The organism is Streptococcus mitis, from assembly GCF_905187535.1.
Lineage (GTDB): Bacteria > Bacillota > Bacilli > Lactobacillales > Streptococcaceae > Streptococcus > Streptococcus mitis_BS.
In genome coordinates this window covers 48,532-64,706 of the sequence record NZ_CAJJIE010000060.1, presented here as the reverse complement: position 1 = coordinate 64,706, position 16,175 = coordinate 48,532, and the positions used below count along the sequence as shown (strand labels likewise).

At 40.1% G+C, this 16,175-nt stretch carries 15 protein-coding genes and 1 pseudogene; 1 reads left to right on the top strand and 15 read right to left on the bottom strand.

The annotated features are described in order from the left end of the window. Positions 1-127: 127 nt before the first annotated feature. From JQ841_RS07465 to JQ841_RS07410, 12 genes are all read right to left on the bottom strand, one after another. The gene (locus JQ841_RS07465) at positions 128-1,438 is read right to left on the bottom strand and encodes an LCP family protein (RefSeq protein ID WP_203180550.1); all 1,311 of its coding nucleotides are present in this window, start codon (positions 1,436-1,438) and stop codon (positions 128-130) included. Next, positions 1,435-2,283: a prephenate dehydratase gene (gene pheA / locus JQ841_RS07460; protein ID WP_203180549.1), complete on the bottom strand. Its 849-nt coding sequence runs from the start codon at positions 2,281-2,283 to the stop codon at positions 1,435-1,437. The genes JQ841_RS07465 and pheA overlap by 4 nt, the downstream gene beginning before the upstream one ends. After that, entirely contained in the window at positions 2,280-2,756 is a 477-nt protein-coding gene (locus JQ841_RS07455; RefSeq protein WP_049542912.1) for a shikimate kinase, read from the bottom strand. Before JQ841_RS07455 ends, pheA begins: the two co-directional genes overlap by 4 nt. Further along, complete coding sequence (gene aroA, locus JQ841_RS07450; protein WP_203180548.1) at positions 2,749-4,032, bottom strand: 3-phosphoshikimate 1-carboxyvinyltransferase; 1,284 nt, start codon at positions 4,030-4,032, stop codon at positions 2,749-2,751. Before aroA ends, JQ841_RS07455 begins: the two co-directional genes overlap by 8 nt. 91 nt (positions 4,033-4,123) lie before the next feature. Further along, the gene (locus tag JQ841_RS07445; RefSeq protein WP_203180547.1) at positions 4,124-4,462 is read right to left on the bottom strand and encodes a YlbF/YmcA family competence regulator; all 339 of its coding nucleotides are present in this window, start codon (positions 4,460-4,462) and stop codon (positions 4,124-4,126) included. Positions 4,463-4,515: 53 nt separating this feature from the next. After that, positions 4,516-5,097 carry a hypothetical protein gene (locus JQ841_RS07440; protein WP_084950333.1) on the bottom strand — a complete coding sequence of 194 codons (582 nt, stop codon included), beginning with the start codon at positions 5,095-5,097 and terminating at the stop codon, positions 4,516-4,518. Between the two features lie 10 nt (positions 5,098-5,107). Continuing rightward, on the bottom strand, positions 5,108-6,211 hold the full coding sequence (locus JQ841_RS07435; protein ID WP_203180546.1) for a prephenate dehydrogenase: 1,104 nt from the start codon (positions 6,209-6,211) through the stop codon (positions 5,108-5,110). Between the two features lie 9 nt (positions 6,212-6,220). Next, on the bottom strand, positions 6,221-7,387 hold the full coding sequence (gene aroC, locus JQ841_RS07430) for a chorismate synthase (protein ID WP_203180545.1): 1,167 nt from the start codon (positions 7,385-7,387) through the stop codon (positions 6,221-6,223). 9 nt (positions 7,388-7,396) lie between these two features. Further along, positions 7,397-8,464 (bottom strand): 3-dehydroquinate synthase, encoded by a 1,068-nt coding sequence (gene aroB, locus JQ841_RS07425; RefSeq protein WP_203180544.1) that lies wholly within the window; start codon positions 8,462-8,464, stop codon positions 7,397-7,399. Positions 8,465-8,482: 18 nt separating this feature from the next. After that, on the bottom strand, positions 8,483-9,337 hold the full coding sequence (locus JQ841_RS07420) for a shikimate dehydrogenase (RefSeq protein WP_203180543.1): 855 nt from the start codon (positions 9,335-9,337) through the stop codon (positions 8,483-8,485). After that, positions 9,327-10,004 (bottom strand): type I 3-dehydroquinate dehydratase, encoded by a 678-nt coding sequence (gene aroD, locus JQ841_RS07415; protein WP_203180542.1) that lies wholly within the window; start codon positions 10,002-10,004, stop codon positions 9,327-9,329. Before aroD ends, JQ841_RS07420 begins: the two co-directional genes overlap by 11 nt. Then, on the bottom strand, positions 10,001-11,161 hold the full coding sequence (locus tag JQ841_RS07410; protein WP_203180541.1) for a class I SAM-dependent rRNA methyltransferase: 1,161 nt from the start codon (positions 11,159-11,161) through the stop codon (positions 10,001-10,003). The genes aroD and JQ841_RS07410 overlap by 4 nt, the downstream gene beginning before the upstream one ends. Before the next feature lie 149 nt (positions 11,162-11,310). Here JQ841_RS07410 and JQ841_RS07405 point away from each other — a divergent pair, with 149 nt between their 5' ends. Then, the gene (locus JQ841_RS07405) at positions 11,311-13,428 is read left to right on the top strand and encodes an LTA synthase family protein (protein WP_203180705.1); all 2,118 of its coding nucleotides are present in this window, start codon (positions 11,311-11,313) and stop codon (positions 13,426-13,428) included. A 136-nt stretch (positions 13,429-13,564) separates the two neighbouring features. On the opposite strand, the pseudogene JQ841_RS10205 reads toward JQ841_RS07405, so the two are convergent. From JQ841_RS10205 to JQ841_RS07395, 3 genes and pseudogenes are all read right to left on the bottom strand, one after another. After that, positions 13,565-13,752: pseudogene (locus JQ841_RS10205) on the bottom strand (hypothetical protein). Beyond that, entirely contained in the window at positions 13,752-14,930 is a 1,179-nt protein-coding gene (locus JQ841_RS07400; RefSeq protein WP_191962410.1) for an AAA family ATPase, read from the bottom strand. Before JQ841_RS07400 ends, JQ841_RS10205 begins: the two are co-directional and overlap by 1 nt. After that, the gene (locus tag JQ841_RS07395; protein ID WP_150922571.1) at positions 14,914-16,134 is read right to left on the bottom strand and encodes a hypothetical protein; all 1,221 of its coding nucleotides are present in this window, start codon (positions 16,132-16,134) and stop codon (positions 14,914-14,916) included. The genes JQ841_RS07400 and JQ841_RS07395 overlap by 17 nt, the downstream gene beginning before the upstream one ends. Positions 16,135-16,175 lie beyond the last annotated feature (41 nt).

Below are 16,175 nucleotides of genomic sequence, written 5' to 3'. Positions count from 1 at the left end.
CAATAACAAGTTATATCGTTTTATTATACCATAAAAAAGCCTGAAAAATCCATCAGACACTAAGAAAAATCAAAGTTCAAACCACTATTTTACTGGTGATTCGAACTTTGATTTTTCCTGTATTAGTTTATCTCATCCTCATCTGAGAAAGTTTAGTTTGATATTTATTTTGGTCTACTAAGAGTGCCTGTCCTCCATAGACATCATAGGCATCCACCCAATCACCCAGTTCTGGAACTGTTAATCTTTCAATGCCATTTTGCGTTCCATCTAGGAAGGATAAGCCATTGGTCAATAAGAAACTATAAGGAAGATTCGTAGATGTCATGCCAAATACTTTACCAAGTGCTTCTGATCCAGTAAAGAGTTTGGTTGGATCCTTGAGTTGCTGCAGAACAGCTGTCAACACTTGCTGTTGTCTCTTGGTACGACCGTAATCGCCTTCGTCATCATCACGGAAGCGAGCATAGTTGAGCAAGGTTGAACCGTTCATCTGCTGTTTCCCAACTTTAATAGTCTGGGTTGGAGACTCTGTCTCTGTAGCATGCAAGTCATCTCCCACCGTAGCTTCGGTTAAAGGTTGACCTTCTAAGGTTGAGAATTTGGCATCAATTGTCACACCATCAGGAAACAGAGTGTCAATAGCGGTTGCGAAGGCCTGGAAGTCTACCAAGGCATAGTACTTAATGTCCAAGTCAAAATTATCTTTCAATACTTGGCGAACCATTTCTGCCCCTTTTTGTCCCTCTTGTTCCCCTAGTTCATAGGCTACATTCAACTTATTATCGGATTGCTTTCTACCGTTAATGACTTGGCTGTAACCGTCTATATAAACCAAATTGTCACGCATGAAGCTGACCAGCTTGATTTTCTTATCTGAGCCACCAACGTTTAGAACCATAATAGAGTCCGTTCTCGTCTCAGCACTATTTTGGCCAATCCGTCCATCCGTTCCCATAATCAAAATATTGACCCCATCCTTGGTATCTTGACCATGAAAAACTTCTACTTGAGCTGCTTTTGCATTGGCAGGTTTGGTTGGATCCGCATTTGAATAACCTTTTAGGAACATAAAAATCATACCAAAACCAACACAGGCTAGAAGAGCAAGCAATCCTGCAAAAATACGCCCCCAACGAATCTTACGTTTCTTGGACTTAACCTTTGGAAGAGAATGACTTTTCTGGTATTTTTTTGCACGACTACGGTTACCATAGGATGGAAGAGGAGACTGATTGATTGGTTCCATGAAAGACTCTTCCATATCATAATTTTCATTATGAATTTCTGGTGAAGCTTCACTACCGCCAGCCATATTTAACTTACCTTGCAGGTAAGCAAACTCTTTTTTCTCTCGCTCATTGAGGTAATGAATGTTCTTAAAAAGATAGTCATAACGCAACTGCTCATGATGACTTAAGGGATTTTCTTTACTCATCTTCTCTCCTTTCCGTGGTCTGATATTGGATAAATAGGATAGGCCCCCAGAATTTTATACTGGATTCCAATCGCTTCTAATTCTTTTTGGGCAAAGTGGACCAGGTCCTTATCAGCGTAGTCCACATCGATAATGAAAAAGTATTCTCCCAGTGCTGTCTTGAGTGGACGGCTTTCAATTTTTGTCAGGTCAATTCCTCGCCAAGCAAAGGTCGACAGGGCCTTATAAAGAGCACCTGGAAGATTGTCCGGTAAGGTCAAGGCCAAACTCATTTTTTCAGTTTGTGCTTGCAAGGGAATAGCTGCACCTTCAGCTCCCAAAACCCAGAAACGTGTGAAATTAGCTTCCATTTCCTGAATATCCTCAGCAATCAGTTCCAAGCCATATTCTTCTGCAGAACTTCTTGGTGCAATGGCTGCATAAGGCTGGTCTGGATGTTCGGAAATAAAGCGGGCCGCATAGGCTGTACTAGCAGTCACCTCGATTTGGGCCTCTGGATATTGTTCATCGATGAATTTCTTTCCTTGAGCCAAAGCCTGTGGATGAGAAAAAATCTTTTCAATCTTAGTATGGCCTGGAACCACCATCAACTGCTGATGAATAGGCTGAACGATTTCTGCAACTGCTTGAATGCGAGCCTGATGAAAAAGGTAGTCCAAGGTTTCATGAACACTACCCTCGATAGAATTTTCAACTGGCACCACAGAATAGTCCACCAAACCTTGCTCATAGGCCTTGATGACATCTGTAATATTAGCAAAGGCCTGCAATTCCTCATGAGGAAAAGCTGTCTGCACAACGTGGTGTGAAAATGATCCCTTGGGACCTAGATAAGCAATTTTCATCTCAGTTCCTCTATAATTTCATCTGGGCTTAGCTCGGTCACATCCAAAATCCGACTAGCCACTTCCTCATACCAAGCCTGTCTTTCTTGGAAAATAGCTGCTAATTCTTCCTTGCTATTATTTAGAAAAAGCGGACGCTGATTGTCCTTATCAGTTGATATTCGTTGGTAGAGGGTTTCAAAATCAGCTTTCAGGTAGATATTATCAGAATTTGTCTTTAGTAAGTCACGATTTCGCTGAGAAACGACCACTCCTCCACCAGTTGACACAACTTGGTCTCTTTGTAGTAAATCAGCTAGGACTTCTGATTCTACCTGACGAAAGGCCGCTTCTCCCTTTTCAGCGAAAAAATCAGCAATGGACATGCCCAAACATTCCTCGATTAAGGCATCCATATCGATGTAGTCTGGGTTCAAACCTCTTGCAATAGTCGATTTGCCAGCCCCCATAAATCCGAGTAATACCTTAGCCATGAATCAAGTTCTCCAAATCATCAAAGAAGCTAGGATAGCTGGTATTGATGGCTTCTGCACGATCAAGCTCCACTACTCCATCAGCAACCAAGAGGGCCGCGATAGCTGTCATCATGCCGATACGATGGTCTCCAAAAGTATTGACTCTAGCACCGTGAAGTGCTGATTTTCCTTTGATAATCATTCCATCAGCTGTAGGTGTGATATGCGCACCCATGCTATTTAAAGCGTCTGCCACAACCTGAATGCGATCTGTTTCCTTGACCTTGAGTTCCTCAGCATCCTTAATAACTGTTACACCTTGGGCTTGGGTCGCAAGTAGAGCGATAACTGGCAATTCATCAATCAAGCGTGGAATCAAAGCGCCACCAATCTCTGTTCCTTTCAAATCAGAAGACTCAACAGTCAAGGTAGCAGATTTAGCGACTGGAGCAATTTCAGTTATTTCTAGTTTTCCACCCATGGCACGAATGACATCAATAATACCAGTACGCGTTTCGTTGATGCCCACATTCTTAAGCACCACACGAGAGTTTGGAACAATCAAACCTGCGACCAACCAAAAGGCTGCACTGGAAATATCTCCTGGAACAACCACCTTTTGTCCTGACAATTTTTGTGGTCCTTGAACTGTGATTTTCTTGCCCTCCACACTTAAATGACCACCAAATTGTTGTAACATATCTTCCGTATGATTACGAGTGCACTCTTTTTCGATAATAACAGACTCCCCCTGAGCCTGCAAGGCCGCAAACATCAAGGCTGACTTAACCTGGGCAGAGGCAATTGGCAACTCATAATGAATAGGTCTTAGGTTTTTCGTCCCTTTTAAATGAAGGGGAGGCAGGTCTCGCTCAGTTTGCCCTGAAATGTTAACACCCATTTTTTTCAGTGGAAGGGTCACACGATCCATAGGACGTTTGGAAAGACTGTCATCTCCAAACATTCCTACTTCAAAGTCTGCACCAGCAAGAACACCTGAAATCAGACGAATCGAGGTGCCAGAATTTCCCATATCAAGGGCATTTTGCGGCGCTTTTAAGCCATCCATGCCTACACCTTGAATGGTAATAACCCCATCTTTGTCCTCAATTTCAACACCAAGGTCACGAAAAACCTGCATGGTCGAAAGAACGTCTTCACCTCGCAGAATATCATAAACCTTGGTCTCACCCTCAGCCAAACTTCCAAAGATAATAGAACGGTGACTGATAGACTTGTCACCTGGAACTCGGATACTGCCGTGTAAGTGGAGAATGTTTGTTTTTAGTTTCATACTGGACCTCATACTTGCAATACTTTTACCTATTTTATCATAAAAAGCCAGAAATTCCTTAAAAATTCCTGACTTTATGATAGTTATTTTCTTATTTTAGCAATTCTGAAACTGGTTCGAAAACAATTTTTTCAATATCAGAAAGGTAAATGGCCAATTGTTGTTGCTTGGTAAAGAATTCTGACAAGAGGGTGTTCCCCTGAATCTGTTTACCAAAGCCTTCCATTTTCGCTTGGAAGGAAGCATCTGGCATTTGACCTGTCTGTGCTAGTCTTTGAATTTCCTCTTGAAAGGCAACATATTCTGTAAAGATTTTGCTTGCCTCAGCATCTGCTGCAATCGCATCTTTAGCTGCTTTAACAGCCTTGTATTCTGGTAATTCGCGTAGACCGCGACTGAGTTCGTTTGCACTATCGTAAATATTTAACATGATTTTCTCCTTATTTATTTCTTTTAAAATTAATAGTCACTCTGTGGTCTTTATTATTGTGCAATCACTTTTATATGACCTCTTGAATGTCCATTGCTTAATTCCTTATCTGGTATATACTCTATCTTCAAAGTTCCTAAATTAGAACCTGTTTTTATTTCATTTGACATAAGATTATCAAAATAGTTATTTATCTCATCATCAGATAAGGATGATTCAATCGATTTAACAATATCATAAAATACTTCTTTCATTCCCGCAACACCAGATTCACTATTTTCATTTGTCTGATTAATTGTTACATTGATTTTATCAGTATCATTTGCATGTAAAAGTTCCAAGTAGTATCCGTAGCTTGATGCGAAATATTTTATTTTTATATTTCCTTTTTTGATATTTTCTAATGGGCTATTAGAATGTTGATTATAGCTATTGATAAACTCATTAATAATTCTATCGTCTACATACTTTGAATTGGTTTTCTCTGAACTTGTTTCCTTCTTGGAAGATTCGTTTTTTGTCTCGACACTTGCTTCTGAATTGCTTTTCACATCTTTTTTAACAGCACATGCACTAAGTAGGATAAAAGAAATAAAGATAACACCAAATATGAATTTAAGCTCTATTTTAGGCATGATTTTCTCCTTATTTGACAACGACTGTGTAGTCGGTGTTTTCTGTTATGAGGTGCTCGGCTCTTTCCAAGTCTTGAGCGTTTTTAAATGAAATTTGTAGAATCCCGTGAATATCCTCACGGTTTTCCTCGTTGATATGGATGTTAACCAAGGAAGTTCCACGTAGCAGTTCCAAAATCCTCAAGATGACATCTTCTTCATCGGGAACATCAACGTAGAGATCGTAAGAACTGTCTACACCGCCACGTTTATGGATTTCCATGGCCTGCCGTTGCTCACGTGCTTGGTTGAAAAAGTTCCAAATCTGCTCCTCATCTCCCTTGCTGATGGCTTGTCCAACCTCATCCAAACGTTCCTTGAAATCCGCAATTCGCTCTAGAATGGTTTTACGATTGGACAAGAGAATAGAGGTCCACATCCCTGGCTCGCTTTCCGCAATCCGAGTCATATCTCGAAAACCACCTGCCGCAAAGCGCCTTGCCATCTCATGTTCTTGAGCATAGACCGCGGTCTGTTCCATGAGACTAGAAGCCAGAATATGTGGAAAATGGCTAATCTGAGAAGTCACCCGATCATGCTCCTTGGCATCAATTTCGATAAAGCGAGCATGAAGACCTGAAAGCAGAGCCTTCATTTCCTCAAGCGTGTCCTGACCTGTCAGACTCGAAGGCGTAAAGATATAATAGGCATTTTCAAAGAGATTAACATCCGCAGAAGCAGCCCCTGTCTTGTGACTACCAGCCATAGGATGGGCTCCTACAAAACGAATCGACTTGCCAACCAAATACTGCTCCGCTACATCTACAATAGCTGACTTGGTCGAACCAGCATCTGAGATAATCACGCCTTCTTTCAAGTCCAAGTTGGCCAATTCCTTAATGAAAGCAATGGTTTGTTTGATTGGCAAACTGAGAATAATGATATCTGCCAAAGGAGCAAAACTAGCAAAATCATCCGTTGCACGGTCAATCATGCCTTCTTTCAAGGCGATATCTCTCGAAGCTTGACTGCGATTATAACCTAAAATTTCATAATCTGGATGATCGCGTTTGATACCTAAGGCCATAGAGGCACCAATCAATCCAAGGCCCGCGATATAGACTGTTTTTGCCATAGGAACTCCTTAATAGTTCTTTGTATAGTCTCGGTGTTTGGCCACTGCTTCTTTTAATTCCTCTAGATTGTCTGATGAGAATTTTTCGAGGATTTCTTGTGCCAAAACCGTTGCCACAACAGCTTCCATGACCACACCGGCTGCTGGAAGAGCGGTCGGATCACTTCTCTCCACTGTTGCCTTGTAGGGTTCATGGGTTTCAATATCCACACTCATGAGTGGTTTGTAGAGAGTAGGAATGGGTTTCATAACTCCACGAACAACAATCGGTTGCCCATTGGTCATACCACCTTCAAAGCCACCTAGATTATTGGTACGGCGAGTATAGCCGTCTTCTTTAGACCAGAGAATTTCATCCATAACTTGGCTACCTTTGCGGTAACCAGCTTCAAATCCAAGGCCAAATTCCACCCCTTTAAAGGCATTGATAGAGACAACTGCTTGGGCAAGTCTGGCATCTAATTTTCTGTCCCATTGGACATAGGAACCAAGACCGACTGGAACACCTCCGACGACTGTCTCGACAACTCCACCGATGGTATCACCGTCACGTTTAATTTGATCAATATAATCCTTGATTTCCTGTTCCCTTTCTTGGTTGACAATAGAAACTTCTGACTGGGCAGCTCTTTCCTTAATCTCAGCGACTGTTAGATTTTCAGGAACATCGATTTCCTTACCACCAAAGACCACGACATGGTTGGCAATCTCCATACCCAGCTCAGCCAAGAGGCGTTTGGCTACTGCCCCAACTGCCACCCGCATGGTGGTTTCACGGGCAGATGAACGCTCCAAAGAATTTCTCAAATCGTCAAAACGGTACTTGATTCCCCCAACCAAGTCGGCGTGACCGGGACGAGGATGGGTGATTTTTCGTTTGCTTTTAAAGCGGTCTTCAATGTCCTCCGCAGACATGATATCCAGCCATTTCTGATGGTCCTTATTGACGACATCCATGGTAATGGGAGCCCCAGTAGTCTTCCCATGGCGAACACCCGAAGTAAAGATAACTTGGTCGCTCTCAATCTTCATACGACCACCGCGGCCGTATCCACCCTGACGACGTTTCAAATCCTCATTGATGTCCTCAGCTGTCAAAGGAAGTCCAGCTGGAATTCCTTCAATGATAGCCGTCAGACGGGGACCGTGTGATTCTCCTGCAGTTAAATATCTCATACACTCTCCTTATTTTACCAAGTAGTCTTTCATCTCTTCCAGAGAAACTGGGTGAATGGTCGCTGAACCGAGCTCTGGTACCAAGACCAATTTCAAGGTATTGCCACGTGCTTTCTTATCATGAGTCAAAGCCTGATAAAGCTTGTCAACATTCCAGTTTTCATAATCAACAGGCAAGCCAAACTTCTGACACATTTCTGTGATGGACTGGGTAATGCCAGCTGGCATGAGGCCTTTTTCCTCAGCCACCTTGGAAATCTGCACCATGCCCATGGCCACAGCTTCTCCATGCATGACCTTGCCATAACCAGCCGTTGCTTCAATGGCATGACCAATAGTGTGGCCAAAGTTGAGGTAAAGGCGTACACCGTTGTCCAACTCATCCTCAACCACCATCTTGCGCTTAACCTGACAAGAATGTTCAATCAAAGTCTCTGCATGTTCCAGTATGCTCTCAACAGAGCCATCCAGTTCCGTCAAGATTCGCCAAAGTTCTGGATCCTCAATCAAGCCGTACTTGATAACCTCACCCATTCCTTCAATCAACTCTCTTTTTCCGAGCGTTTCAAGGACAAGCGGGTCAATCAGAACCCCATCTGGTTGGGCAAAGGTCCCCACCATATTCTTAGCAAATGGAGTGTTAACGCCTGTCTTTCCACCGATAGAAGAATCCACCTGGGCTGTCAAACTAGTCGGAATCTGAACAAAGTGAATACCTCGCATATAGGTAGAGGCCACAAAACCAGCCAGGTCTCCAACAACACCACCACCAAGAGCCACGATTCCATCGCTACGAGTCAACCCCTGCTTAACTAGGAATTCATAGACTTTCTGAACAGTGGTTAAATTCTTTCTTTCTTCCCCTTCTAAAAAGTCAAATACTGCTACCTGAAAACCAGCATCTTCTAGGCTAAGTTTGACCTTCTCTGCATAAAGAGAAGCTACATGGTTATCTGTTACAATGACCACTTTTTGCGGTTGCCAGAGTTCTCGCAACCATTGACCAGCTTGAGACAGACAACCTTTTTCAATCTGAATATTATAAGGATGATGAGGAATATCGATTCTGATTTTCATAGGAGAATCTCCCTTTCTTTATTGGTATTTTTCTGTTAAGGACTGCCAAATTTCTTCTGTCGGCATTTCCTTGCCTGTCCACAGTTGAAAAGCTTCTGCAGCTTGATAAAGCAACATTCCTAGACCATTGACGGCGGGATTTCCCTGACTTCTAGCCCATTTCAAAAATGGGGTTTCAAAGGGTTGGTAAATGATATCTGCCACCAAGAGAGGTTCTGGTAAGACTATACTTTCAGGAACTGGAGAGGATTGGCCATCCATGCCCACACTGGTGGCATTGACCAGCAAATCCGACTCGGCAATCCTTTCCTGCAAAACAGAAACATCTTCTAAAGCACACAAATCCACTTTAAAGCCTGTCTGCTCCTGTAACTTGTCTAGATAAGGTCTTGTTTTTTCCATAGAAACTGAACGAACAAAGACCGAAATCTGACTGACGCCATCCAAAATAGCTTGCGCCAAGATAGACTTGGCCGCACCACCTGCACCCAGCAGGGTCATCTTCTTACCTGTAATTGTAAAAGAAGGCAAGCTCTTAAAAAATCCCTTGCCATCTGTATTATATCCAATTAAAGTGCCATTATCATTTACAACCGTATTGACCGCACCGATCAAGCGCGCTTCATCACTCAGCTCATCCAAATATGGAATCACTTGCTCCTTAAAGGGCATGGACAGGTTGATGCCAAACATCTGGTAGCGACGAATATTGGCCACTGTTTCTGCCAAGTCAACCGCTTCAATCTCCCAAGCCACATAAGCACCATTGGTAGCTGTCGCCTCAAAGGCCCTATTGTGGATAAAGGGGGAAATAGAATGCTTAATAGGATTGGCAACAACTGCTGCTAAACGTGTATAGCCATCAAGCTTCATCCAAAATCTCCCTGATTTTTTTCATGTTAGCTAGAGAAATCTGACCAGGGGCGCTGGCCTCATCTAGGCTAGCAAAGGACCAGCTAGAACCAGTCACATCCGCAGTGATACGAGAGACTTTGCCCACCTTGCCCATAGAAATAGTCACATATTCCTGCTCAGGATTGAGGGTTTTAAAGCCTCGTGTATAGTTCATCAAGTCTAGCACATCCTGCTCCGTGTGAGCCACCACCGCAACCTTAACAAGTTTTGGATTTAGGCTTGTCAACTCTGACAAGATTTCCATCATGTTTTCAGGTGTTTCTTGGAAATTATGGTAACTCAAAACGAGATTTGGGAAGTCCAGCATTTCCTCAAAAACATCCTTGTAGCTATAGTACTCAAAATCAATATAGTCTGGTTGATAGAGTTGCGCCACTTCCTTGATTAGATGGATATATTCTTCTGGAGAAAGGTCAATTTCTCCCCCTTCAGCGCGAGTTCGCAAAGTGAAAACCAACTCACGACCTGCGAATTTTTCAAAAATAGCTGGAGCCACCTGCAAAATCGCTTCTTTAGGCAGATAGTCGGCACGCCATTCAATGATGTCGGCATCCAGATACCTCGTAGCATCCAGAGCCTGGGCCTCCTCTAAACTTCTTGGCATTACTGAAACGATTAATTTCATTTACTAACCTTCATACTAATCACCTTAAGGTAATTACTACTTTCATCTTTTTTATAGGCGAAATCTGCTGGAAGACCGTATTTGTTTAAAATCTGGTAACTTCTTCCTGCAAAGCCTTTATCAATTTGTTCTGTAAATTTCTGGCGAGAAACATTGGCAGCATTGGTACTGGCAATAATGATTCCTCCCGGATTTAAAATCTCCAGACTCTGGGAAATCAACTTGTGATAATCCTTAGCCACAGAAAATGTTTGTTTTTTATTCCGAGCAAAGCTAGGCGGATCTAGGACAATCACATCATAGGTCAAGCCTTTTCGCTTGGCATACTTGAAATACTCAAAGACATCCATGACTATAAAACGATGGTCGTCTGTGCTGATTGCATTTGCCTGAAAATGCGCTTGAGACAATTCTCGTGAACGTTTAGCTAGGTCAACCGAAGTAGTCTGGCTTACTCCTCCCATGGCCGCAGCTACTGAAAAGGCTGCTGTGTAGGAAAACATATTGAGCAAGGATTTACCCATAGCCAACCCATCCACTAGACTACCACGAACCTCGTGCTGATCTAGGAAAATCCCTGTCATCAAGCCATCATTCATAAAGACTTGATACAGAACACCATTTTCCAGAACAGTGAAAAAGTCAGGTGCTTCTTGGCCATAAACATGGGCAGATTCATAGTCCAAACCCTTAAAACGGATCTTCTCATAGGTCCCTAAAACCTCAGGAAAAACCTGTCTAAAGGCTTCTGAGATGGTCTGACGAATCTGATAAACATAAGAGTTATACCAAGAAAAAACAGCATAGTCGCCATAAAGGTCCACTGTCAGACCGCCAAAGCCATCTCCCTCTTGGTTGAAGAGACGAAAGGCAGTTGTCAATTCGTCTTGATAGTAGGCACTTCTCTTTTCTTTAGCTTGTCTAAACAGTGCTTCAAAGAAAGCTTGATTGAAGGTCACCTTATCTGTGCTCACAAACCAGCCCAAGCCCTTGTTTTGCTGAGAAAGGTAGGCAGTACCAAGAAAGTTTCCATCTTGACTATGAACTTCTACTTCCTGATCCTTGAGATGAACATCTGCAAGATCACTGGCTTCTAGTAAAACTAGTCCCTTTGAAAGCTTTTTTTCAACCCTTTTGCTGACTCTTATTCTATTCATAGTCACTATTATAGCAAATTTTGTGACAATTCTCAAAAAAGAAACTACCCTTGCTTTTTTACTCTAGTTTTAAAAAATGGTATACTAATACTAATAAAAACTTAGGAAGTAATTGTGTGAGAATCAATTTTAACAAAATCCAAAAAGCCATGGGTACCAGACTGGGTTTTGTCCTAACCCTTTTAATCCTCTATTGGCTCAAAACCTTATTAGCCTATACAGTTGACTTTAATTTAGATATTCAATTGGGCAAGTTGCAAGGAAATTACCTTGCCTTTATAGCCTTTTTCAATCCCCTTCCTTTGGGACTCCTCCTGCTAGCTTCAGCCCTCTATGCTCGGTCAACCAAGATCTTTTATGGCCTGAGTATAGCTATTTATAGCCTTTTATTCATTTGGCTCTATTCTAATATTTTTTACTATCGAGAATTTAGTGACTTTATCACGGCTAATACCATGAAAGTGGTCAGCAAGGTGTCTGTTGGTACTGCGGAACTAGAGTTACTGCGCTTTTGGGATTTCATCTATTTTATGGATTTCCCATTGCTGGCTTATCTTCTCTATAAAAAACTCATCCAGCTGGATAGGAGACCTTTCAAATTCCGCTCCAGTATTGCCATCACTGCTCTCTCGGCCCTGCTCTTTTCAGCTAACCTTTTCTTGGCTGAAATTGAGCGTCCCGATCTCCTGTCACGAGGATTTTCTAATTATTATATTGTTCGTGCCCTTAGTTTGCCAGCCTTTTTAGGTTATAGTGCCAACCAATCCTATAGCGCCAACAAAGAACGTGCTAAGGCCTCTGAGACCGACCTTCAACCTATTACAGATTATATTCAAGAACATTCTGCTAAGCCCAATCCAGACTATTTTGGCCTTGCCAAAGGGAAAAATGTGATTTATCTCCACTTGGAGAGTTTTCAGCAGTTCCTATTGGACTATAAACTCAACATAGATGGAACTGAGCATGAAGTCACTCCCTTCCTTAATTCACTCTACCATTCGCAATCAACCCTAGCCTTTTCGAATATCTTTAACCAAGTCAAGGCTGGTAAGACCTCAGATGCGGAAACCATGCTGGAGACTGGTTTGTTTGGACTTGACCAAGGTTCCTTCATGGTCAACTATGGAGGTACCAATACCCAGCAGGCTGCGCCTTTTATCCTATCAAAAAATGGCTACCAATCAAGTGCAGTCTTTCATGGTAATATTGGGACCTTCTGGAACCGAAATACAACCTACAAACAATGGGGCTACCAATACTTCTTTGATGCTTCCTATTTTACCAAGCAAGACAGTAGCAATTCTTTCCAATATGGTTTAAATGATAAAATCATGATGAAAGATTCTATCCAATATCTAGAGCACTTGCAGCAGCCTTTTTATGCTAAGTATATCACGGTGTCCAATCACTATCCCTATGCTAGCAATCTGACAGGCGATGAGCTTGGTTTCCCACTGGCTAAAACCAAAGATGAAACAATCAATGGCTACTTCCAAACGGCTAACTATCTGGATAGTGCTATCAAGGCCTTCTTTGACTATCTCAAAGAAAGTGGCCTCTATGAAAAATCCATCATCGTCATCTACGGAGACCATTATGGAATTTCTAACTCCCGAAATCCTGAGCTGGCTCCCTTGATTGGCAAGACTTCTGAGAACTGGTCGAATTACGACAATGCCATGTTGCAACGAGTGCCTTTTATGGTGGTCATGCCTGGCTATGAAAAAGGACAAATCATCAATACCTACGGTGGACAAATCGATATCTTACCGACTCTCGAACACCTCCTTGGTATTGAGTCCAATTCCTTTCTTCAAGTCGGCCAAGACCTTCTGTCTCCAGATCATCAAGAAATCATTGCCTTTCGAACTGCCAATTCCTTCGTCACACCTAAATACACCAGTTATGACGGACGAACCTACTATACTGAAAGCGGTCTTGAAATCAGTAATCTTGATGAACAAGCTCAGACTGAACTAGAAATCGTTCGGCAGGCAGCCAGCCAACAGCTGAAAATCAGCGACCAGATTCAAACTGGCGATTTGATACGTTTCTACCAAGCAGATCATCTTGGAAAAGTTGATACAGAAAGTATTTCTTACCTCAATTCCTTGCCAATTCTACAAAAGATTGAGCAGGAAAAAGCTAGTCAATCAACTAGCCTCTTTAGCCAACGACAAGGTAAAACCAGTACTGACCTTTTCAAGGCACCAAGTTACAAAGAACTCCACCCCGAGTCTGTAGAAACCGAATCAAAATCACAATAAAAGGGAATTGGGCAATAACCCAATTCCAAGAGAAAATGGAGTCAATCTTCCCATAAATAAAACGCATAATATCAAGTTTTTATACACCTGATATTATGCGTTTTCCTGATTTTAAAGACTTTTGCTCAGTCTATTATTACAAACTAAATATACTATCAATAAATAATATTATAGAAGCAACAATAATTAAAATTTCACCTATTTGAATAATTCTATTTCGAAATCTAAATATATTTCTATCAAAAATACTTGGATCACACACATTATAGGAATTAAAGTTTTTGAAATTGAGAAGTATCCAAATAAATATGATTTCGATACTATTAAGACCGTTTATCTAGCTTCTTCTCTCTAAAGTCTTTTGTAATTATATCCTGAAGAAGTCTCTTAATATGACGCAAATTATCCTCTGACGATAATTTTAATATTTTCTCCATCAATTCTTCGGTAACTTTATAAGAAACTTTAAAATACTCAGTCAGTTTATTCACTAGAATATTGGTTTCTACTTTGATAAATAATTGTTTTTCCTCAATACTTGGAATTTGGAAATCGCTAGTTAAATCAAATCTAGACTTAAGTGAATTGGGAATATGCTGAGTAAAATATTCTGGAGTCATATTAGAAGTAAAAATAATCATATAACCACTTAAATCATGAACAATCCCATGCCTATCTGTAAAACTACCATCTTCTAGAAGCTCGTAAAAGAAGTTGAATACAGATGGTGTTGCTTTTTCAAATTCGTCAATCAAAATAATTTTAGATTTTGATGAATTAATTTTTTTAATTAACTCACCACCTTCATCGCTTCCGATGTATCCAAGCGGAGAGCCAATCAAACTATTTAACACTCCCTCCGTTGAGTAATTTCCGAAGTTAATTTTGATGAGCTCTCCATTTGGATAGAGTGATTTTGATAAGATTTTCGCAAATTCTGTTTTTCCAATTCCAGATTCGCCTATCAGAAATACGGAAAAAATCTTTCGAACACTAATTTTTTCTAGTAATTTATAATTTTCATACTTCTTTACAAAATCAGCCTTAAATAAGCTGTGACCAACTAGTTTATCAACAGCCTTTTGTACTTTATCGTTAATTTCATTAACACTATAATCTTTCGCTACCTCATCAAGATTAAGTTTTTGAACTTTTGGATTAGCAAAATCTTCGTTTATAGCTGTTTCATCAAACAACAACGGCAACTCTTTTAACATAATTTCATATTTTGATTTATTCAACCAAAAAATAGGGGAGTTGAATGCCCTATCTAGTAAATGGAATATTTTACCGATATACAGGCTATTGTACGCGCTTGGATTCATTAAAGCAGATAAATCTATAACCAAATTATTAAAAGGGTATACCTCGCTACAAATATCTTCTAATTCAACGAGATTAGTAAAATCGTGAGATAAGATATGGGTAATATCAATCTTTTTGTTCTCTGAAAAGTTAGCCTTTAAATCATCAATTCTTGTTGGGTCATATAGGTAAATCATCTTTTTTCTCCACATTGATTTTTTGAACAACCGCAATGACATCTATTAAGTGGTACTCTCCATCTAGTTTTTTATAATTGAAATCGAACTCAAACTCAGATTTATCAATAGAACTAGATTCTGGAATTGAAGATTTTTGAATAATATCTTTTACAATTTTCGCTGTATTATTTTTATTAGCTTGCTCACTCATGAACTCTAAAAATTTCGTTGACATCGTATCGACTTCTGAAAAATTAATTTTGCCTCGGTCTATTCCTACTAAACAAAGTTGACCAAGCTGGAAGTCACTATGTCTATATCCATTTTCAAAGCCTTCAATTTCTCCGTAAGGAAAACGAACTAAGAAATTTTCCTCACCTATCTTAAAACCATAGTCAATCGTATAATCAGTCAAAAAAGTAGAAAGTAAGTTTGACATGTTTAGCTCAATCCCTTCTGTAGTAGGATTATCTAGTTTGCTAGACTGTAAAACTTGTAGAATAAGAGGGATATCCTGCGCATTTACAGGAGTCAGTGAAATGTTGTCAAATTTTACCAGATCCCCGGGTTTTGAACTTCTAATTTGAAAAGTTTTAGCCATTTCATAGACTTTTCTAAAAATAGTAGATTTAGTATTTTTAATTTCGAAACTCTCACTAATCTTACTTCCCGTGATTAATTCATGACTATTTTCATAACTAGATGGTAAACTATTTTTCGTACCAACTTTAAAGGAATTTTTATTATTCGTAGTATTACTGTTTTCTTTTTGAATTGTTGTTTTTACAGTATTATCAATCAAAGTAGCAATCTCGTAAGATTTCGCCGAATTTATATAAACTAAATTAAAATAATCTGAGTTTAATTTTGGAGTAACTTTTTCTCTGTCGCTCTTGTTAATAGAATCTATACGCCAACTCACAGAAATTAATATCACACTAATTATTAGCAGTATATTCGGGTCAATATTGACTAAAGTAATTAGACATCTCAATAATGGTCGAATTAATACATAAAATATTGCTATAAGTAAAAATTCATCTTTATTCTTATCTTCAAAAAAGTAGAAAAGCATTATCGTAGATAATGAAAAAATCAATTCATATTGTGAATAAGGCTGTAAAATATTAATTCTAAATAACCAACTAACTACAGTTAGTATAGCTGATGTATATAAAATAATTCTACGATAATTCATTCCTAAGAAAAATTTTTTTATCAATCAACACCTCGCGTTCTTCTAGATTTTTCTAAAACCTAATT